The organism is Pseudomonas sp. LARHCG127 (genome assembly GCF_052871455.1).
Genome location: NZ_JBIXJT010000006.1, coordinates 259,608 through 277,671, shown reverse-complemented (window position 1 = coordinate 277,671; position 18,064 = coordinate 259,608). Strand labels below are relative to the sequence as shown.

Here is an 18,064-nt window from a genome sequence, read left to right as displayed (position 1 = left end):
CCATCAAGCGTCGACCGTTTCTGCCAGATGGGCCATCAGCCACTGGCGGAAGCGGTTGACGCTTTGTCTGTTCGGGGCCCGGCCTTGGGGTTCCAGCAGGCAGAACTGCGCGTCGGTGCGCAGGATGGCGTGCGTTGGCCGCACCAGGTTGCCGGTTTGCAGGTGATTGCTGAGCAGGCCCGACCACGCCAGGGCGATCCCTTGCCCGGCCAGGGCTGATTGGATCAGCATGGCGTAGCTGTTGATATTGATGCGCCGTCGAGGTTCTGGCGCTGGGTAGCCAAGACGCTGGAACCATTCTTTCCAGCCAATCCAGTCGCTGTGCTGGTCTTCCAGCCACAACCAGGTGCATCCACCCAATTGCTCCAGTGTCTCGATTTCCGGGTGTTGCGCCAGATAAGCGGGGCTGCACACCGGGAAAATCTCCTCGTTGAACAGCGGCGTGACTTTCATGTTTTTTGGCGGCGTGCTGCAGTAATACAGCGCCAGGTCACAGTCGAGCCGGGAAAAATCACTGACTTGATCCGTCGCGATGATGCGCAGGTCAATCTCCTCGTTCTGGCGCTGGAACTGCGACACCAGCGGCAGCAGCCATAGCGACGCCATCGCCGTGCTGGTGACCACCGTGACTTGCTGCGCACCTTGCCAATGGCGTATGCCCGCGGTGGCCTGGGCGATGTGCTGCAGCGTGTCGCGCACGCTTTCATAATACTGGCTGCCGGTGGCGGTGAGGTTGATTTCCCGGGTCGTGCGGGTGAACAGTGCCGTGCCCAGATAATCTTCGAGCAAGCGTACCTGGCGGCTGATGGCGCCTTGGGTGACGTTCAGTTCCCGTGCCGCCATGGTGAAGCTCAAGTGGCGGGCGGCGGCCTCGAACGCCACCAGGCTGTTGAGTGGCGGCAAGGGTTGCAGTTTCATCAGGCTTCAGTCTTATTAATGTTAGGCGCACAGAGATTGTGCAGAAGCCGGCGTGCAGTGACTACCTAATTAGCGAGGAACGGCTAAAGATCAAGCACCAGGTCGGAAGTGGGCTTGCTGCAGCACAGCAAACGCAGGCCCTTGTCGATTTCCCGCTGCCGGATGCCGCCGTTGTGATTCATGTCCACCGTGCCTTGGAGCAGGGCGGTCTTGCAGGTACCACACACGCCCTGGCTGCAGGAGGAGGGCACGATGGCGCCGGCTTTCTTGGCGGCGGACAGCACGGTGTGATTGGCCGCCATGCTGAATGTCTTGCCGGAGCGCGACAGGGTCACGGTGAACTCGGCTGGCCGATCGAGCGAAGCGGCCTGCTCGATCAACGGTTGCTCATTCAGTGCGGCAATGTCGAAGCTTTCCTGATGGTAGTGGGCGAAATCGAACGCTGCTTCCCTGAGCAGCGACTTGACCGCTTCCATGTACCCCTGGGGACCGCAGGTGAAGATCTCCCGCTCCTTGTAGTCCGGCACTTGCTGGCTCAGCAACGACAAGTCGAGCCGGCCTATCGGTTGCTGCCATTGAGGGGCGTCGCCAAGCCCTTCGCAAATACTGATGACCCGCAGCCCCGTCATGGCCGCCTGCATGCGCGTCAATTCCCCGTGGAAGATGATGTCGGTGGGCGTGCGGGCGCTGTGCACGAATACGATGTCGAGGTTGCCAGCCATGTCGCATGCGGCCCGGGTCATCGACATCAACGGCGTCACGCCGGAGCCGGCGGACAGGTACAACAACTTGTTGGCCGGATGGCCGACCGGCGTAAAGCTACCTGCTGGGCCGGACGCCTTCAGGCTATCGCCGGCCTTGAGGTGGTCATGCAGCCAGTTCGACACCACGCCCCCCGGTACGCGCTTGACGGTGATGGAAAATGCAAAGGGCCGGGTCGGGGAAGACGACAGGGTGTAGCAGCGGGCAATGGTTTGCCCGCCAACGACCGGCGAGATCGTGATGAATTGACCGGGCTCGAAACTAAGGGCGCTGAAGTCCGCACAGCGAAAAATGAACGTCCTGACATCGTGGGTCTCCTGGCGTACGGCGCAGCATTGCAGGATTTTCTGCTCGCCGCTGTGCCACTGCGCACCGAACGTGCCCCAGGTGGTCGGGTCGGTGAAACGCTGGACCGCGCTGGCGTTTCCAGGGCGCGTCAGGTGTTCGTAAGTCGTCATGTTCATTCCTCACACGCCGTGGGCGGCGAGGCGCGCCGCGTACCAGCGCGAGAACTGGTCGACATAGGTTTCGGTAAAGGCCGAGAACGGCCCGGGGGTGTAGGCCGGATCCTGGGTGCCGCTGTGGGTGATGCCGACGAGGCTGGCGTCCTGCAGGTTGGTCGCGACCCAGACTTCGGTCAGCTTATCCAGGTGGTAATCGACGCCTTCGACGGCATCGGCATGGACCAGCCATTTGCTGCGCACCAGAGTCTTGTCGGGCGCCAACGGAATGATGTAGGAAACCACGGCGTGGTCGCTCATGACATGGGTCCACGAGTTGTGGGTCCAGAAATGCATGTCGCCCAAGTCGCGGCGGGTGAGGTCGCCGAACAGCCGGGTGCACGCCACACGGGTGTCCAGGGTCTGGGATTCGCCGTTGCCGGCAATGGCCAGCCGCTGCGAGCGGAACTGGGTCACGACGTCTTCACCTAGATGTTCGACGGCGTCGCAGATATAACCTTCGCGCTCCCAGTTGGCCTTGGTCTCGGCATTGCGGCGGTGATACTCCGCCAGCGCCTGGAGTGAGTCCTCCCCCAGGCCATCGGTGCAGAAACCGAAATCTTCGGGCAGGAACGAGGCGGTCAATTCCGGGTGGGTGGCTGCGCAGTGATAACACTCGCGGTTATTCTCGATCACCAGTTTCCAATTGCCGTTCTCGATGATTTCCGATTCGAAGGCGATTTTTGAACGGGCGATGTCATATTGAGCGAAACGCGGTGTCATGACCTGATCAAGGTACTGGATGTCTTCTGGTGGTTCGTCGCCCAGGCAAACGAAGACATGGGTGCCGACAACCCGAGTGTGCACGGGAATCAGGCTTTTGCATTTAGGGTCGAAGGCCTGCCCCATGTGCGCTGCATGTTTCAGGCTGCCGTCGAGGTCATACGTCCACTGGTGGTAGGGGCAGACCAGCATGCCCACCGTCGACTTGCCGGCCTGCTTCAAGCGAGCCCCGCGGTGCCGGCAGACATTGCGAAAGGCCTGCACCTGCTCGTCATCGTCGCGCACCAGGAGGATGGATGACTTGCCGATATCGAGGGTGGAGACATCACCGGGTTCGGGGACGTCGCTGGTGACCCCCACCAGAATCCAATGCTGGGTGAAAAAGATCTCGACGTCGGTTTCAAAAACATCCTGGCGACCAAACAAACCACCCGGCATGCCATGGCCGGGAGTGCGGTCGGTCAGAAGTGCACGATGGGTTTTCACGGCATTGATAGTCATTATGGGTCTCGCTCAAACTCAAGGTTGATCAGGCGGCAAGTACAGTTTGGGAAGGTGCAATAAGACCGTCAACGCGCTTTATTTTCACGTTCGCATAACTTTGCGTTATGCCTGGAAGTGGTCTTTAACGTCTTGATAATCAGTGGTTTAGGTAGCTGTCATCGCTCAGCCAGTCGATCAGTGCCTGGGTGATGGACTCACGTTTTCGACCGCTTGGAATGACCAGGTAATAAGCGTCTTTTGGCTTGACCCCATAGGGCGTGATTCTGATCAGCTCACCGCTGTTGAGTCGGTGCGCGATCAGCCGGCTCCAGCCCAGTGCAATGCCGTGGCCCTGCATGGCCGCCTGGATCGCATCGTTGTAGGAACTGCAGCGAAATGAATAACTGAGCTTGGGGCGCATATCACCGAGTTCCCGGCACCAACGGTTCCAGGTCATCCAGCCTTCCAGGGTGGAATCGGAGTCAATCAGCGCCGTGTCCAGGAAATCGGCAATGGAGGAAGGGGCCGGATTGGCGGCCAGCCAGGCCGGCGAACACACGGGAAAGACTTCTTCATCAAAGAGGAAAATCGAGCTTCCGTCCTCCCATTTTCCATTGCCGAAACGGATGGCCAGGTCGACGTCATCGCGATATGAACTGGGCGAGACCTGCTGCGTCAGCAAGCGCAATTTCAGCTTGGGTTGCAGGGTGCGTAGCGCGGTCAACCTGGGGAGTATTCGCAAGTGCGAAAACGCCTCGGTGCAGGCGATGGTGATCTCCTGCTCACCAATACCCTCGGCAATCTTGTCGAAGACACTGGCCATGCGGTGTATGGACTCCGCGACGACCAGGTGCAGGACATAACCTTCATGAGTCAGCTTGATCGCTCGATGAAGCCGATGGAACAGCTTGGTCTCCAGGGTCTCTTCCAACAAACGGATCTGTTTGCTGACGGCCGCCTGGGTCACGCCCAGTTCCTGGGCCGCCAGGGTGAAGCTCGCCAGCCGCGCCACCGCCTCGAACTCCAGCAGCGCCGTCATCGACGGTATCAGCCGCCGATAGCCCTTGACCTTTTTATCGATATCGCTGGGTTGCATAGAAGTGTTCCAACGCCGTGCCGTGACTTACGCCACCGAAGATTCTGCTGCGGGTTCAGCAAGCACCGGGTGTGACAGGTTATGCCCCAGCAATGCACGATACAGTTCACCGTCGCCCACGATGCCCAGGAGGGTTCCGGCCTCGTCCTGCACGATGAGGGGGTGGCCGGTTTCGTAGCGAATCTGCAGGGCGTCGCGCATGGTCGTGGTCGGCGGCACGCACGTCGGTTGCCGAGCCAAGGTCCCGATGGCCTGGGTCGGATTCCAGGATTGGACGTGTGCGGTCGTGGCGCCTTTTCGCACGCTGCTCAAATGACGCTGCGCAGTGACCACCATCCACAGGTTTTGAGCCATATCCAGGCAATATTCGTCGCGGGCGAAAACGCACTGGCCCAGCGGGGTCATCAAGCTTTTCGCGCACAGCACATTCAACGGATTGGTGTGGGCGACGAAGTTGCGCACGTAGTCGTCGGCCGGGTTCAGTACGATCTCTTCAGGCTTGCTGTACTGGATGATCTTGCCGTCTTTCATGATGGCGATGCGCGTGCCCAGCTTCAGGGCTTCGTCCAGGTCATGGCTGACGAACACGATAGTCTTGTGCAGCTTGCGCTGCAGGTCGAGCAACTCATCCTGCAAGCCTTGGCGGATCAGTGGGTCGAGGGCGGAGAAGGGTTCGTCCATCAGCAGGATGTCGGCGTCCATCGCCAGGGCGCGGGCCAAGCCCACCCGTTGCTGCATGCCGCCGGACAGCTCATGGGGTTTTTTATTGCGCCATTGGGTCAGGCCCACCAGCTCGAGTTTTTCATCCACCAGCTTGCGCCGTTCCTTTTCCGGGCGGCCCTGCATTTCCAGGCCGAAGCTGATGTTCTCGCGCACTGTCAGCCAGGGCATCAGGGCGAACTTCTGGAACACCATGGCGATGCGTTGGGTGCGCATCATTTTCAGCTCGGCGGGGGTGCAAGCGGCGATGTCGATCTGCCGGCCTTCGTGTTCGACGAACAGTTTGCCGCGACTGACGGTGTTCAGCCCGTTGATGCAGCGCAGCAGGCTGGACTTGCCGGAGCCGGACAGGCCCATCAACACGCAGATCTCACCTTTGTTGATCTCCAGGTTGGCTTTCTCCACGCCGACGATCAAACCGGTTTTCTGAAGAATCTCCGGACGGGAAAAGCCTTGGTCGAGCAGATCCAGGGCAGGCTTCGGGCGGGCGGCGAAGATGACGTCGACGTCTTCAAAACGGATGATGCTCATACGTCACCTCTTTTCAGGGTTTCACGTTGCTTGCAGATGCGGTCGAGCGTGATCGCCAGCAGCACGATGGCAAGGCCCGCTTCGAAACCCATCGAGATATCGGCGGTGTTCAGCGCGTTGACCACCGGCTTGCCAAGCCCGTCGGCGCCCACGAGGGCGGCAATCACCACCATGGACAGTGACAGCATGATGCATTGGGTGATGCCGGCGGCGATGCTGGGCATGGCGTGGGGCAGTTCGATGCGCGCCAATAATTGGCGGCGCGAACAGCCGAAGGCCTTGCCGGCATCCATCAGTTCTTCGGGGACATCACGGATGCCCAGGTAGGTCAGGCGAATGGGGGCGGCGATGGCGAATACCACGGTTGAGATCAGGCCCGGGACCACACCCAGACCGAAGAGTGTCAGCGTAGGAATGAGGTAAACGAAGGTCGGTACGGTCTGCATCAGATCGAGTACCGGGCGCATCAGTGTGTAGAACATCGGTTTGTGCGCGGCAACAATGCCCAGCGGTACACCGATGACCACGCAAACGAGTGTGGCGAAGGTCACTTGGGCAAGGGTTTCCATGGTCTCTTGCCAGTAACCGAGGTCGAAGATCAGCAGGAAGGCGAAGGTGACGAAGAGGGTGAGGCTCACCTTGCGTTGGATGTAGTAGGCGAGCAGGGCGAAAACAGCGATCAACGCCAAGGGGTTGAACCACAGGAGTGCGGTGGTAAACGCGGTGATCACACCCGACAGCGACAGCGAGATGGCGTCGAAAATACCGGCGCCATGTTGAGTCAACCATTCGACATACCGAGCGATGTGTTCGCCCAGGGGAAGCTTCTCTTGTGTCATCCACATATCACTGATCCGGCTGATGGAAAGAAACCGCATGCCAGCAACCGCCCGGGCGCCGCTTCGCGTGCCAGGTTCGCAGGCAACGCAAAACGACTGTGCGAGGCGTCGCGTCAGCAGTTATCGAAGTTTGGGCAGGGAATGGGTAACAGAAGAAGCGTGTGACAACGCCAGTCGCCCCGGCTTTCTTTGGCCGGATGTCGAGGGTTTTCCAGAAGAGTGCACTGCAAGATTCATAATGGCGGCTCGTTGTTGTTTTGGTTTGGAGTCCGTTGCCTGTGGGAGATAGTTATCCAGGTGCCTTTGGCTGACAAACCATTTTAAGTCAGTGCCTCATGAGTTTTTATCATCAATGATTCGCCACTTCTGGGTCAAAAAAGTCGATTAAATGTACTTGGGTGTACATTCAGCGGTCATCCAAGTACATTCGCGCTACGCATGATTGAAGAAGGTAAGCAGGATGCCCCAGGTAGGAAAGGCACGTGGCAAGGCCCAGGACGCAGGCTGGCGGGGCTCGCCGGAGGGTTGGCTGGAAGCGGCCTATGAGGCCCTGAAGGAGTCGGGCATCGATGCGGTTCGGGTCATGCCGCTGGCCAAGCGCCTGGGCTTGTCACGCACCAGCTTCTACTGGTTTTTCGAGGATCGCGAGCAACTGCTGGCGGCATTGCTGTCGCGTTGGCGGGAGACCAATACAGGGGGGCTCATACGGCAAAGTGAAAGCTATGCCGAAAGCATTTCCGAGGCGATCCTGAATGTGTTCGAGTGCTGGCTCAATCCGCAATTGTTCGACTCGCAATTTGAATTCGCCGTGCGCAGTTGGGCGCTTCAGTCCGCTGAAGTGGCCCAGGAGGTGGCGGTCGTGGATGAGCAGCGCATGAATGCCCTGGCGAGCATGTTCAAGCGCTTCGGCTACGACACCCAAGGCGCTGATGCACGGGCCCGAACGATCTACCTGACGCAGATCGGCTACATCACCATGAACACCACAGAGTTGATCACCGTGCGCTTCCAGCGCATTCCGCAGTACGTGAGCATCTTCACCGGCAAAGTCCCCAAGCCACGTGAGCTGGATCGTTTCTACGGGAAGTTCGGCTATGCCGAAAAAGAGCCCGGGGTCTTCGTTCCGTTGACGGACACTTTCGAAGGCAATGCCGATGATCAATAAAACCTTGGGGATCATTGGCGGCACCGGGTGGTTGGGCGGCGCGATTGCCAGAGCGGTCCTGGCCAAGGGACTGGTGCCGGCGGGGAACCTGATCATTTCCAATCGCTCGGGCAACCATCCGTTGGCTGAACAAGGCGCTCGCCTGGTCACGGACAACCAAGGGTTGGTGGATCGCAGCGACGTAGTGATCATCGCGGTGCGCCCCGAGCATTTCGCCAGCCTGGGCATCGATGCGACGGGCAAAACCGTGATTTCATTGATGGCCGGGATTACGGCCCAGATGATTGCCGCGCAGACGTCAGCTTCAGCGATCGTGCGGGCGATGCCCAACGCGGCGGTGGAAATCGGGCAGTCCTTTACGCCTTGGCATTGTTCGGCTGGGGTAGGAGCGGCAACGAAAAACCTGGTGCAGCGTGTGTTCGAATGCGTAGGCGCCGCGGCAGAAGTCCAGCAAGAAGACTTCATCGATTACCTCTCTGCGCTCTCGGGCACCGGCCCGGCCTTTGCGGCCTTGCTGATGACGGCCCTGGCCCGTCAAGCGATGCTGGCCGGCATACCCGACGACATCGCGCAGATGGCCGCAAAAAATGTCGTGGTCAACAGCAGTCAACTGTTGGCCAATCGCGACCCCCAGCAGATGATCGACGCCTTGGTGGCTTATCGGGGCGTCACGGCCGCAGCCTTGCAGGTGATGAGCCAGGGGGATTTCGAAGAGCAGGTGGGCAGGGCGTTGCAGGCCGGTGCCGCAGTGGCTCGCAAGGGGCTTCAGGCCTGATAAGAATTCGAGATACAAAAACGGCGCCTTCCTCTATCGGAAGAAGCGCCGTTTTTTCTTGAGCGAGCCCTATGGCGGCTCAAGGGACGGGCTTGCCGTTACTTGCTTGGGTGAGCAGCCTGAAGTTTCTTGGCTTCATCCAGGTGATGTTGCAGGTCCGGCAGCATCTTCTGGGCGAACGCCTTGAGTTCGGTGTTGCCAGCTTTCTTGTCGTCGGTAACGGTGTTGGCTTCTTTCTTGAACAGCTCGATGGTTTCTTCGTGGGCCTTGACCTGATTGTTGGCGTAGGCCGCATCAAAGGACTCATCGCGCACCTCAAGGATTTTCCCCTTGGCTTTTTTCATCAGCGTGGTGTCGTCGGGCACTTCGATGTCATGTTTTTTCGCCAGCGCCTTCAGCTCTTCGTTGGCCTTGGTGTGGTCGGTGATCATCTTGTTGGCGAAGGTCTTGATGTCCGCCGATTGGCTTTTTTCCAGGGCCAGTTTGCTGGTTTCGATTTCCGCAATGCCACCGACCGCCGCGTTGTCGACAAAGTCATTTGAAGTCGCGGCCCATGCCATGCCCATGCTGGTACTCAGGGCAACTGCCAGGCCGAGTTGACGCAGGGTAAATCTGTCCATAGGTAAGTCTCCACACAGGTTGAACGAGCGATTCTTGTCGTCTCTGATCAATGGAGGGTTGTGCCCGGGCAAAGGTTTGATCGCCAAGCGATCCGGTACGACGAACGGTCACCGCTGGTCGGATTGGCGGTCGACAGAACCCGACCGGCAAGGCCATGCTGGTGACAGGCAGTGCCATGAAAAGCACTTGCCACCGAACCAACAAAGGAGGTGCTCCATGCCGGTGTCCCATGATCTTTGTCAGGATCTGAAGTGCACAGAAGAAGACATCCTGAAAAAACGCCGCGAGGATGAAAGTCTCGATGCGTTGATCAAGCAATATTCCAAACTTGATGCCAAGGTCGTGAAGGCCGAGAGCCCCCCGGCCGTAATGCCCGACGATGCACTGGAGACACTCAAGAAGGAACGGCTTCAGATCAAGGACCAGATCGCCGCGCGGATGCAGAGGTAGCCCAGACAGCAATGTGCCGAGGGCTTTCTTGTGGCGAGGAAGTCCCCGCCGCTGCGCTGTCGCACAGTGAACTAGTGCTCTGTGGCGAGGGGATTTATCCCCGTTGGGCTGCGCAGCGGCCCCCATACCGGCCCACTCGGTGCGTCAGGAAAATCGAGTTCACTGTCTTAGGGCTGCTGCGCAGCCCAGCGGGGATAAATCCCCTCGCCACCCAAGGAGCCTTGCACGACCGACCGTCAGGTCAATGGATCCCAGCGCTGGGACCAGTCGCTACCGCTCCTGACGATCTCCCGCAGCACTTCGAACGCCTGCTGCAACGCCGCCGAGTCCCGGTCCCTGGAATACACCAGGTAGGTCGGGTAGTTGAACTCCGGCGCCTTGGGCACCCGCTCCAGGATGCCGCTGTCCAGGTAACTCTGCACGACCCGTGTGCGGAAGTAGCCGCTGCCACCATTCTCGAGGATGTATTGCAGGGCAAGGGGACCGAGGTTGAAGGTCACCGCGGCCTTGGCCTTGTCCGGTAGCGCGGTGTCGTGTTGGCGCCGGAAATCCGCGCTCCAATCGATGTACACGTAGGGCTCGGGACGGGCGGCCAGGCGCACCAGGATGAGTTTTTCTTCCAGCAATTGTTCCACTTGCAGGCGCGGCCAGTATTCGGGTTGATAGACCACCGCCGCATCCAGCAGCCCCAGCTCCAATTGCTGCAGCAGCTTTTCGCCGTCGCGGATGTCCATGCGCAAGGCATGGCCGGGAATTTTCTCGCGCAGTGCTCCGGCCCAGGCCAGCATCAACGGGTTGCACAGGCTGACCTCGCCACCCAGGTGCAAGACGTTGCGATAGCCCTCGGGCAATGGCAGGTCCCGGCGGGCCGCTTCCCAGGTTTGCACGAGCTGGTTGGCGTAGACCACGAAGGCCTCGCCGTCGGTGGTCAAGCGCGCGCCGGCACGGTTGCGCACGAACAGCGCGCAGCCGAGCTGGCTTTCGAGCTTCTGGACCCGGGCGGTGATCGCCGTCTGGGTCACGTGCAGCTTCTCGGCCGCTGCGGCGAGACTGCCGTGGCGGACGATTTCCAGGAAGGTGCGGGCGAGGTCGATGTCCATGGTCAGGCCGATGCGGGGGAAGCGGGCATTGTAAGAGCTGCTGCGCCTCTCTGATACCGTCGTGGGGCCGCTTCGCGGCCCAGCGGGAGCAAGCTCCCTCGCCACGGGGGCATCGTTGTTCTTGAGTGAGCAGTATGGTCTCGATGCTGGCTGTTATTCGACGGCTTGGGGCTGTGCCGCCCGTGCCCAAGGCGCAACCAGGCGATCGGGTGTACGGCAGGCCTTGTGCTTGAAGACGAAACGACGGCACTTGTCGGCGAAGCCGTGGCGATCGTCCACCATGTCGCGGCGCATCTGTGTGAGTTCGTCATTGCGACAGGCCTGGATCGCCGCCAGGCTTCGTTCGGCCTTGCGCACCCGGATGCTTTCGTAGGCCGGATCGAGCAGTGCGCGGTTGGCCCGTTGCAGCAGCCACAGGCCGAACTCGTCGGGGCAACGCGGGCCGATCTCCTGGATCATGCCGCAGCGCAATGCTTCCAGGGCGCTGATGGGCAGGCAGTCCTGGGTGAGTTTCCAGGCCATGTCCGGACCCACCGCGCGGGGCAGGCTGTAGGTCCAGTATTCGGAGCCGTACAAGCCCATGGTCGCGTAGTGGGGATTGAGCACGATGTCGTGGCGCGCCAGCACGATATCGGCAGCCAGGGCCAGCATCACGCCACCGGCCCCGGCGTTCCCCGTCAGGCCGCTGACCACCAATTGCCGGGCGCTGAACAACTCCAGGCAGACGTCGTCGATGGCCTGGATGTTGGCCCAGGCTTCCAGGCCGGGTTCGGCGGCGGCCTGGATCACGTTCAGGTGCACGCCGTTGGAAAAGCTGCCGCGTCCACCCCGGATTAACAGCACCTGGGTGTCCCGGGATTTTGCCCAGCGCAGTGCCGCCACCAGGCGCTGGCATTGCTCCGTGCTCATCGCCCCGTTATAGAACTCGAACGTCAGCTCCCCGACATGGCCGCATTCGCGGTAGCGAATAGGTTGATAAGGCTCGTCGCTGAACGGCTGCCGGGCCAGGGAACGGTCGAGCACCGGGACGCCTTCGAGGCGGTTCGACAGGACATGGCGCGCCGGGCGTTTGAAAGTCTGTTCGCCGGGTTGCGGTTTGCGGCGCAGGGCGCCGATCCACAGGCTTGCATCCCCTGTTGCCACCAGCACCGCATCGTCACGCACGGCCAACAGTTCGCCGGGCAGGCCATGGCGAACATCCGGATGGGCGTCGTACAGGTAGAATTGTTCGCCGGCCAGGCTGGCGAGCACACCGGGTTGACCGTCTGCGGCGTCGATGCAGCGCTGGATGAAAACGCTGCTGTCGTGCCAGCTGAAGCTGCGATCGTCCTGGGTCATGTTCGGTTGCAAGCGCCCGATCACGTCAGGGCGGCCATAGTCCAGCGGCACCGGGACGAAACCGTCGCGGTGTTTTTCCACCACCTCGCGGATGCAATGAATGGCCGCGTCGCTGACCGGGCCATTATACAGCTCGGATTTGCGCAGGCCCTTGGGCAGGTCGAATTCGCAAGTGGCCCAGATGGGGCCTGCGTCCATTTCCTCCACCGCCTGCAAGGCGGTGACGCCCCAGCGATCAGGCTGCCGGGTGATCGCCCAGTCCAGGGCACTGGCACCGCGATCACCAACAATGCCCGGATGGATGATCACCACCGGGCGCCGTGGGTTGCGCCACAATTGCTTGGGTACACGATCCTTGAGAAACGGGCAGATCACCAGGTCGGCGCCGCTTTCTTCGATTTGCCGGCAGACCGAGGCCGCATCGGTAAACAGCACCACGCTGGGGCGATAGCCAGCCTCGCGCAGGTCCAGCCAGGCGCGTTGGGTCAGGCCGTTGAAGGCGCTGGACAGCAGAACGATCTTCAGTGGGGGCATGAATCTCTCTTCCTTGAGATGCGCAGGCGCAGGCTCCCGATGAGCCGTCCCTGGCCTTGATGGAAGCGTTACGTTAGCGGTTGCAGGTGAAGCGGGAACTGACAGGGATCAAGGTTGTGTGCGGTGGGAATCAGGGAGGGCAGAAACACGAATCCCGCCACGGGGGCGGGATTCGTTTGCAATCGAAAGGTTCGTGAAGAGGGCGAACTCAATCTCAGGCCGGGAACAGCTCGGACAGTTTCATGGCCAGCATCATATCGCCTTCGGTGCGCAGCTTGCCGCCCATGAACGCTTGCATGCCGTCGGTGCTGCCGTCGACGATGCCTTCCAGGGTTTCGGCGTCCATCACCAGGGTCACCTGGGCGTCCGGGTTTTCACCTTCCAACAGTTCGCAGGTGCTGTCCTTGACGACCAGCGAGAAATGCTTGGATTCATCGATGCGGAAACCGAATACCAGGTCCAGGCCGGCAGCGGCGGCTGGGTTGAACTTGGCTTTCATGGCTTGTACGGCGTCGGCTACGGAGGTCATGGTTTCGATCCTTATTTGGGTGGTACAGCAAGGGTCTACAGTAATCCGGACTCAGCGAAAGGTGATGAGGTCCGGGGCCTTCAACAGTTGCAGGTGGGCATGGCTGTTGAAGGAAGCCAGGGCCACCTCGCGGCCCCTGAATTTCAGGTGGCTGAGCGAGGTGTTGACGATTTGCCAATTCAGTTCGAAGGCCTGTCGGGCCGGTATCCGGGTGATCAGGTGGAGCAGGGCGGTGATGGTGCCGCCGGAGGTGAACACGGCGATCTTGTGGGTGTTGTCGGCTTGTTCCAGGATGCGCTGCAGGCCCGCCTGGACCCGTTCGACGAAACCCAGCCAGCTTTCCAGGCCTGGCGGGTCATACCGGCCGCTGAGCCAGCGCTCGACGATCAGCACGAAGATGCGCTGGAACTCGGCGCGGTTCTGCGCAGCGTTGCGCAGGATATGCAGCGCCTCGGGCTCCTCGGGGAGCATGTCGGGCAGCAGGGCACGAATGACCGCGTCGGCATCGAACTCGTTGAACGCGGCGTCGATTTCCAGCTCGGGGACTGGCATGCCGGCGGCAGACATCTGGCCCAGCGCGCCGACGGCGGTATCCTGTTGGCGACGCAGGTCACCCGAGAGGCAGCGATCGAATACGACACCAAGCTCGGCGAGGTGGCCGCCGAGCACTTGCGCCTGGCGTACGCCATTGGGCGAGAGGACATCGTAGTCGTCCGCACCAAAGGAGGCCTGGCCATGTCGAATCAGATAGATACTGCCCACGTCCGCGTCATCCCGGTACGTTGAAGGTTTGGCGAGGTTATGGGGATGGCGGTGAGCTGTCAATGATAAAACATACGCTTGTTTGAAATGCCCGTTGCAGCCTTGCCCTGTCGCGCTCGCGTCAAGGTAACCATAGGTTTCTTGGCTGGCCGCGACGCAGGCGCATGGGTATGCTGGGGCCGTTACGCGCCTGCGTTCAGTGGCGCATTGCATTTAAGGAGTTGCTGTGGAGTTTTTCATCGAATACGCCGGTTTCCTGGCCAAGACCGTGACGCTGGTGATCGCCATCCTGGTGGTGCTGGCCAGTTTTGCTGCGCTGCGCAGCAAGGGGCGGCGCAAGTCGGCCGGCCAGTTGCAGGTGAGCAAACTCAACGATTTCTACAAGGGGCTGCGCGAGCGCCTGGAACAGACGCTGCTGGATAAGGATCAACTCAAGACGCTGCGCAAGGCCGAAGGCAAGGCTGAAAAGGCCGGGAAGAAAAACAAGGACAAGCCGGCAACCAAGCCCCGGGTGTTCGTGCTGGACTTCGACGGCGACATCAAGGCCTCGGCCACCGAGAGCCTGCGTCATGAAATCACCGCGCTGCTGACCCTGGCGACGCCGAAGGATGAAGTGGTGCTGCGCCTGGAAAGCGGCGGCGGCATGGTCCACAGCTACGGCCTGGCTTCGTCGCAACTGGCGCGGATCCGTCAGGCCGGCGTGCCGCTGACCGTCTGCATCGACAAGGTCGCGGCCAGCGGCGGCTACATGATGGCGTGCATCGGCGAGAAGATCATCAGCGCGCCCTTCGCGATCCTGGGTTCCATCGGCGTCGTCGCGCAATTGCCCAACGTCAATCGTCTGCTGAAGAAACACGACATCGATTTCGAAGTGTTGACGGCCGGTGAATACAAACGCACGTTGACGGTGTTTGGCGAAAACACCGAGAAGGGCCGGGAGAAGTTCCAGGAAGACCTGGACATCACCCACGAGCTGTTCAAGAATTTCGTGTCCAACTATCGTCCGCAATTGGCTATCGATGAAGTGGCGACAGGTGAAGTCTGGCTGGGTGTCGCGGCGCTGGACAAGCGCTTGGTGGACGAGCTGAAAACCAGCGACGAGTACCTGGCCGAACGGGCCAAGGGTGCCGAGCTGTACCACCTGCACTACGCCGAACGCAAAAGCCTGCAGGAACGCATCGGCATGGCCGCCAGCGGTTCGGTGGATCGGGTGCTGCTCAATTGGTGGAGCCGCCTGACCCAGCAACGGTTCTGGTAATCCGAGGGCCGCAGGGGCACCGCCAGTCTCTTGTGGGAGCGGGGGGGGGGGGGGGGGGGGGTGGCCCCCCTACCGCGGCGCCCAAACAAACTGCATCTCCACACACCCCCCCCCTGCCCGAGCCCCGGTGCGGGTGGGCCCGCCCGGTCCCCCCCCCCCCCCCCCCCCCCCCCCCCCCCCCCCCCCCCCCCCCCCCCCCCCCCCCCCCCCCCCCGCTCCCACAGTGGTTCGGGGGTGGGCTGGGCATCGATCACCCATCAACAAAAAAGCCCTGAACCGGTACATCCGGATCAGGGCTTTTTTGTGTATCAGGTTTCAGCGCCGACGGAACAGCGGCAGCGGCTCGTCAGTGGCGGCCTGGTAGGTCACCGAGAAGTCCTTGAGGCTTTCGAGGGCTTCATAGGGGTCTTTGTCGGCGCGCAAGGCGAAGGCGTCGAAACCGCAACGGCGCATGTAGAACAACTGGTCGCGCAGTACGTCGCCAATGGCTCGCAATTCACCCTTGAAACCATAGCGGTCACGCAACAGGCGTGCGTTGGAGTAGCTGCGCCCGTCGGTGAAGGCCGGGAAGTTCAGGGCGATGACCTGCAACTGGTTGGCATCATCACCGATTTCCTCGGCTTCCTCGTCGGCGTCCAGCCACACACCCAGGCCGCCGTCGCGGGCCTTGAGGGCGTGGGCATGATCGCGCCACAGGGCCAGGGGCACGATCAGGTCGTCACAGTTGGAGATGCCATCGAAACTCGCGTCCTTGGGCAGCAGGTGCCAGGTTTCGTCGATGACCTCGTTGTTCTTAATGATTCGCTGCATAGACGCGTTCCTTGAAGAGGTCGATGCCAATACGTTGGTAAGTGTCGATGAAGCGCTCGTCCGGGGTACGTTGTTCGATGTACACGTCGATCAGCTTCTCGATCACGTCAGGCATGTCGTCCTGGGCAAACGACGGGCCGAGGATCTTGCCCAGGCTGGCGTCGCGGCTACCGCTGCCGCCCAGGGAGACCTGGTAGAACTCTTCGCCTTTCTTGTCCACGCCCAGGATGCCGATGTGGCCCACGTGGTGGTGACCACAGGCGTTCATGCAACCGGAAATGTTCAGGTCCAGCTCGCCGATGTCGAACAGGTAGTCCAGGTCGTCGAAACGGCGCTGGATCGATTCGGCGATAGGGATCGACTTGGCGTTGGCCAGGGAGCAGAAATCGCCGCCCGGGCAGCAGATCATGTCGGTCAGCAGGCCGATGTTCGGCGTGGCGAAACCTTGCTCGCGCAGCTCGCCCCACAAGGTGAACAACTGGCTCTGTTCAACGTCCGCCAGGATGATGTTCTGCTCGTGGGACGTGCGCAGTTGGCCGAAGCTGTAGCGCTCGGCCAGGTCGGCGACGGCGTCCAGTTGCTTGTCGGTGATGTCGCCCGGCGCGACGCCGGTCGGTTTCAGGGACAGGGTCACCGCGACATAACCCGGCTTCTTGTGGGCCAGGGTGTTGCGGGTGCGCCAGCGGGCGAAACCCGGGTGTTCCTTGTCGAGGGCAGCCAGTTCGGCGTCCTGATTGGCCAGCGCCTTGTACTGCGGGTCGACGAAGTGCTTGGCGACGCGATGCACTTCGGCTTCGGTCAGGGTGGTCTGGCCGCCACGCAGGTGAGCCATCTCGGCTTCGACCTTCTCGGCGAACACTTCCGGCGTCAGGGCCTTGACCAGGATCTTGATCCGCGCCTTGTACTTGTTGTCGCGACGGCCATAGCGGTTGTACACCCGCAGGATGGCGTCGAGGTAGCTCAGCAGGTCCTGCCACGGCAGGAACTCGTTGATGAACGCGCCGACCACCGGGGTACGCCCCAGGCCGCCGCCCACCAGCACACGGAAGCCCAGCTCGCCGGCGGCGTTGTAGACCGTCTCCAGGCCGATGTCATGGACTTCGATGGCCGCACGGTCCGAGGTCGAGCCGTTGATTGCGATCTTGAACTTGCGCGGCAGGTAGGCGAATTCCGGGTGGAACGTCGTCCACTGGCGAACGATTTCGCACCACGGCCGCGGGTCGATCAACTCGTCGGCCGCGACACCGGCGAACTGGTCGGTGGTGACGTTGCGCAGGCAGTTGCCGCTGGTCTGGATCGCGTGCATCTGCACGGTGGCCAGTTCGGCCAGGATCTCAGGCACGTCTTCCAGGGCCGGCCAGTTGTACTGGACGTTCTGCCGGGTACTGATGTGTGCATAGCCCTTGTCATAGTCGCGGGCAATCTGCGCCAGCTTGCGCACCTGGCGCGAGGTCAACTGGCCATAAGGCACGGCCACGCGCAGCATCGGGGCGAAGCGCTGGATATACAGGCCATTCTGCAGGCGCAGAGGGCGGAATTCTTCTTCGCTCAGCTCGCCTGCCAGATAGCGTCGGGTCTGATCACGGAACTGCTTGACGCGGTCCTCGATGATTCGCTGATCGTACTCGTCATATACGTACATATAAGTCTCGGTCTCAGGCTTGGGCCGATCAGAAACAGCTGCATGTTGGCTCGCTGGAATCGGGTTCTGCCTCGGCAATTCTGCGCGCACGGCCGCGCACTCCTAGAGGAGCCGGTGCAAGATACCTGTTTTGAGTTATGCGCAAAAGTGATGTTTGAGTATATGTAAAGAACCAAATCGACTAATGAGACTGATTATTGCCTAACCCACATTTGTCGTACGGGCAATCATCGTCTTAACTGTGGTCGAGTCCCTATGCAATCACCTACAAAACCGACAAGAGGCGATGCAATGAGCAATCCGACCAAAGCAAGGAAAAGCGACAGTACTGTTGATGCCTGGGCCATTTTGTTCCTGATTATCCTGGTGGTGGGTACCGCAGTGTTCTGGGTCAGTCACCAATAATTTGTCGTCAACGCCGTAGCCAATGTGGGAGCGAGCTTGCTCGCGATAGCGGGGTGTCAGTCGAAAAATATCTGACTGTACAATAGCATTAGCCGGCAAAGGA

The 18,064-nt window shown here is 60.8% G+C and carries 18 protein-coding genes; 4 read left to right on the top strand and 14 right to left on the bottom strand.

Annotated features, from left to right (window positions below; genetic code table 11):
* Positions 1-3: 3 nt before the first annotated feature.
* From ACIPQ1_RS12990 to choW, 6 genes are all read right to left on the bottom strand, one after another.
* Positions 4-918 carry a LysR substrate-binding domain-containing protein gene (locus ACIPQ1_RS12990; RefSeq protein ID WP_186731011.1) on the bottom strand — a complete coding sequence of 305 codons (915 nt, stop codon included), beginning with the start codon at positions 916-918 and terminating at the stop codon, positions 4-6.
* 83 nt (positions 919-1,001) lie between these two features.
* The gene (locus ACIPQ1_RS12985) at positions 1,002-2,138 is read right to left on the bottom strand and encodes an FAD-binding oxidoreductase (protein ID WP_446534242.1); all 1,137 of its coding nucleotides are present in this window, start codon (positions 2,136-2,138) and stop codon (positions 1,002-1,004) included.
* A gap of 9 nt (positions 2,139-2,147) precedes the next feature.
* Complete coding sequence (locus ACIPQ1_RS12980) at positions 2,148-3,404, bottom strand: aromatic ring-hydroxylating oxygenase subunit alpha (RefSeq protein WP_446534241.1); 1,257 nt, start codon at positions 3,402-3,404, stop codon at positions 2,148-2,150.
* A 139-nt stretch (positions 3,405-3,543) separates the two neighbouring features.
* Positions 3,544-4,482 (bottom strand): LysR substrate-binding domain-containing protein, encoded by a 939-nt coding sequence (locus tag ACIPQ1_RS12975; RefSeq protein WP_411385029.1) that lies wholly within the window; start codon positions 4,480-4,482, stop codon positions 3,544-3,546.
* A 27-nt stretch (positions 4,483-4,509) separates the two neighbouring features.
* The gene (gene choV, locus ACIPQ1_RS12970) at positions 4,510-5,733 is read right to left on the bottom strand and encodes a choline ABC transporter ATP-binding protein (protein WP_446534240.1); all 1,224 of its coding nucleotides are present in this window, start codon (positions 5,731-5,733) and stop codon (positions 4,510-4,512) included.
* Positions 5,730-6,578 (bottom strand): choline ABC transporter permease subunit, encoded by an 849-nt coding sequence (choW, locus tag ACIPQ1_RS12965; RefSeq protein WP_446534273.1) that lies wholly within the window; start codon positions 6,576-6,578, stop codon positions 5,730-5,732. Before choW ends, choV begins: the two co-directional genes overlap by 4 nt.
* A gap of 454 nt (positions 6,579-7,032) precedes the next feature.
* Between choW and ACIPQ1_RS12960 the strand changes: the two genes are divergently transcribed.
* On the top strand, positions 7,033-7,737 hold the full coding sequence (locus ACIPQ1_RS12960; RefSeq protein ID WP_250965922.1) for a TetR/AcrR family transcriptional regulator: 705 nt from the start codon (positions 7,033-7,035) through the stop codon (positions 7,735-7,737).
* Positions 7,727-8,512, top strand: a complete 786-nt coding sequence (locus ACIPQ1_RS12955; protein ID WP_411385027.1) for a pyrroline-5-carboxylate reductase family protein — start codon at positions 7,727-7,729, stop codon at positions 8,510-8,512. The genes ACIPQ1_RS12960 and ACIPQ1_RS12955 overlap by 11 nt, the downstream gene beginning before the upstream one ends.
* A 98-nt stretch (positions 8,513-8,610) precedes the next feature.
* Here ACIPQ1_RS12955 and ACIPQ1_RS12950 read toward each other — a convergent pair whose 3' ends face one another.
* On the bottom strand, positions 8,611-9,132 hold the full coding sequence (locus ACIPQ1_RS12950) for a DUF4142 domain-containing protein (RefSeq protein ID WP_250965924.1): 522 nt from the start codon (positions 9,130-9,132) through the stop codon (positions 8,611-8,613).
* A 217-nt stretch (positions 9,133-9,349) separates the two neighbouring features.
* On the opposite strand from ACIPQ1_RS12950, the gene ACIPQ1_RS12945 reads away from it, so the two are divergent.
* Entirely contained in the window at positions 9,350-9,583 is a 234-nt protein-coding gene (locus ACIPQ1_RS12945; RefSeq protein ID WP_186706669.1) for a YdcH family protein, read from the top strand.
* 236 nt (positions 9,584-9,819) lie between these two features.
* Here ACIPQ1_RS12945 and ACIPQ1_RS12940 read toward each other — a convergent pair whose 3' ends face one another.
* The 4 genes from ACIPQ1_RS12940 to ACIPQ1_RS12925 form a co-directional block, all read right to left on the bottom strand.
* Entirely contained in the window at positions 9,820-10,683 is an 864-nt protein-coding gene (locus tag ACIPQ1_RS12940) for a LysR family transcriptional regulator (protein WP_446534239.1), read from the bottom strand.
* A 153-nt stretch (positions 10,684-10,836) separates the two neighbouring features.
* The gene (locus ACIPQ1_RS12935) at positions 10,837-12,555 is read right to left on the bottom strand and encodes a hydrogenase maturation protein (protein ID WP_446534238.1); all 1,719 of its coding nucleotides are present in this window, start codon (positions 12,553-12,555) and stop codon (positions 10,837-10,839) included.
* A gap of 214 nt (positions 12,556-12,769) precedes the next feature.
* Entirely contained in the window at positions 12,770-13,084 is a 315-nt protein-coding gene (locus ACIPQ1_RS12930) for an SCP2 sterol-binding domain-containing protein (protein ID WP_207961865.1), read from the bottom strand.
* A 51-nt stretch (positions 13,085-13,135) separates the two neighbouring features.
* A complete protein-coding gene (locus ACIPQ1_RS12925) occupies positions 13,136-13,846 on the bottom strand; it encodes a histidine phosphatase family protein (protein ID WP_411385024.1) in 711 nt (236 codons plus the stop codon).
* A 226-nt stretch (positions 13,847-14,072) separates the two neighbouring features.
* Here ACIPQ1_RS12925 and sohB point away from each other — a divergent pair, with 226 nt between their 5' ends.
* Positions 14,073-15,104 carry a protease SohB gene (gene sohB, locus ACIPQ1_RS12920; RefSeq protein WP_434705790.1) on the top strand — a complete coding sequence of 344 codons (1,032 nt, stop codon included), beginning with the start codon at positions 14,073-14,075 and terminating at the stop codon, positions 15,102-15,104.
* A gap of 315 nt (positions 15,105-15,419) precedes the next feature.
* Here sohB and ACIPQ1_RS12915 read toward each other — a convergent pair whose 3' ends face one another.
* The 3 genes from ACIPQ1_RS12915 to ACIPQ1_RS12905 all read right to left on the bottom strand — a co-directional run.
* Positions 15,420-15,914: a DUF934 domain-containing protein gene (locus ACIPQ1_RS12915; RefSeq protein ID WP_123413203.1), complete on the bottom strand. Its 495-nt coding sequence runs from the start codon at positions 15,912-15,914 to the stop codon at positions 15,420-15,422.
* A complete protein-coding gene (locus ACIPQ1_RS12910) occupies positions 15,898-17,556 on the bottom strand; it encodes a nitrite/sulfite reductase (RefSeq protein WP_186706674.1) in 1,659 nt (552 codons plus the stop codon). The genes ACIPQ1_RS12915 and ACIPQ1_RS12910 overlap by 17 nt, the downstream gene beginning before the upstream one ends.
* A 261-nt stretch (positions 17,557-17,817) precedes the next feature.
* On the bottom strand, positions 17,818-18,064 hold a 247-nt coding region (locus tag ACIPQ1_RS12905; RefSeq protein ID WP_446534276.1), incomplete at its 5' end, for a hypothetical protein.

Bases quoted from the DNA above. Each gene is read 5' to 3' on its own strand.
- ACIPQ1_RS12960 (WP_250965922.1), top strand. From the start codon at position 7,033: ATGCCCCAGGTAGGAAAGGCACGTGGCAAGGCCCAGGACGCAGGCTGG.
- ACIPQ1_RS12975 (WP_411385029.1), bottom strand. From the start codon at position 4,482: ATGCAACCCAGCGATATCGATAAAAAGGTCAAGGGCTATCGGCGGCTG.
- ACIPQ1_RS12915 (WP_123413203.1), bottom strand. From the start codon at position 15,914: ATGCAGCGAATCATTAAGAACAACGAGGTCATCGACGAAACCTGGCAC.
- ACIPQ1_RS12950 (WP_250965924.1), bottom strand. From the start codon at position 9,132: ATGGACAGATTTACCCTGCGTCAACTCGGCCTGGCAGTTGCCCTGAGT.
- ACIPQ1_RS12955 (WP_411385027.1), top strand. From the start codon at position 7,727: ATGATCAATAAAACCTTGGGGATCATTGGCGGCACCGGGTGGTTGGGC.
- ACIPQ1_RS12985 (WP_446534242.1), bottom strand. From the start codon at position 2,138: ATGACGACTTACGAACACCTGACGCGCCCTGGAAACGCCAGCGCGGTC.
- ACIPQ1_RS12935 (WP_446534238.1), bottom strand. From the start codon at position 12,555: ATGCCCCCACTGAAGATCGTTCTGCTGTCCAGCGCCTTCAACGGCCTG.
- ACIPQ1_RS12945 (WP_186706669.1), top strand. From the start codon at position 9,350: ATGCCGGTGTCCCATGATCTTTGTCAGGATCTGAAGTGCACAGAAGAA.
- ACIPQ1_RS12930 (WP_207961865.1), bottom strand. From the start codon at position 13,084: ATGACCTCCGTAGCCGACGCCGTACAAGCCATGAAAGCCAAGTTCAAC.
- choW (WP_446534273.1), bottom strand. From the start codon at position 6,578: ATGTGGATGACACAAGAGAAGCTTCCCCTGGGCGAACACATCGCTCGG.
- choV (WP_446534240.1), bottom strand. From the start codon at position 5,733: ATGAGCATCATCCGTTTTGAAGACGTCGACGTCATCTTCGCCGCCCGC.
- ACIPQ1_RS12980 (WP_446534241.1), bottom strand. From the start codon at position 3,404: ATGACTATCAATGCCGTGAAAACCCATCGTGCACTTCTGACCGACCGC.
- ACIPQ1_RS12940 (WP_446534239.1), bottom strand. From the start codon at position 10,683: ATGGACATCGACCTCGCCCGCACCTTCCTGGAAATCGTCCGCCACGGC.
- ACIPQ1_RS12990 (WP_186731011.1), bottom strand. From the start codon at position 918: ATGAAACTGCAACCCTTGCCGCCACTCAACAGCCTGGTGGCGTTCGAG.
- ACIPQ1_RS12910 (WP_186706674.1), bottom strand. From the start codon at position 17,556: ATGTACGTATATGACGAGTACGATCAGCGAATCATCGAGGACCGCGTC.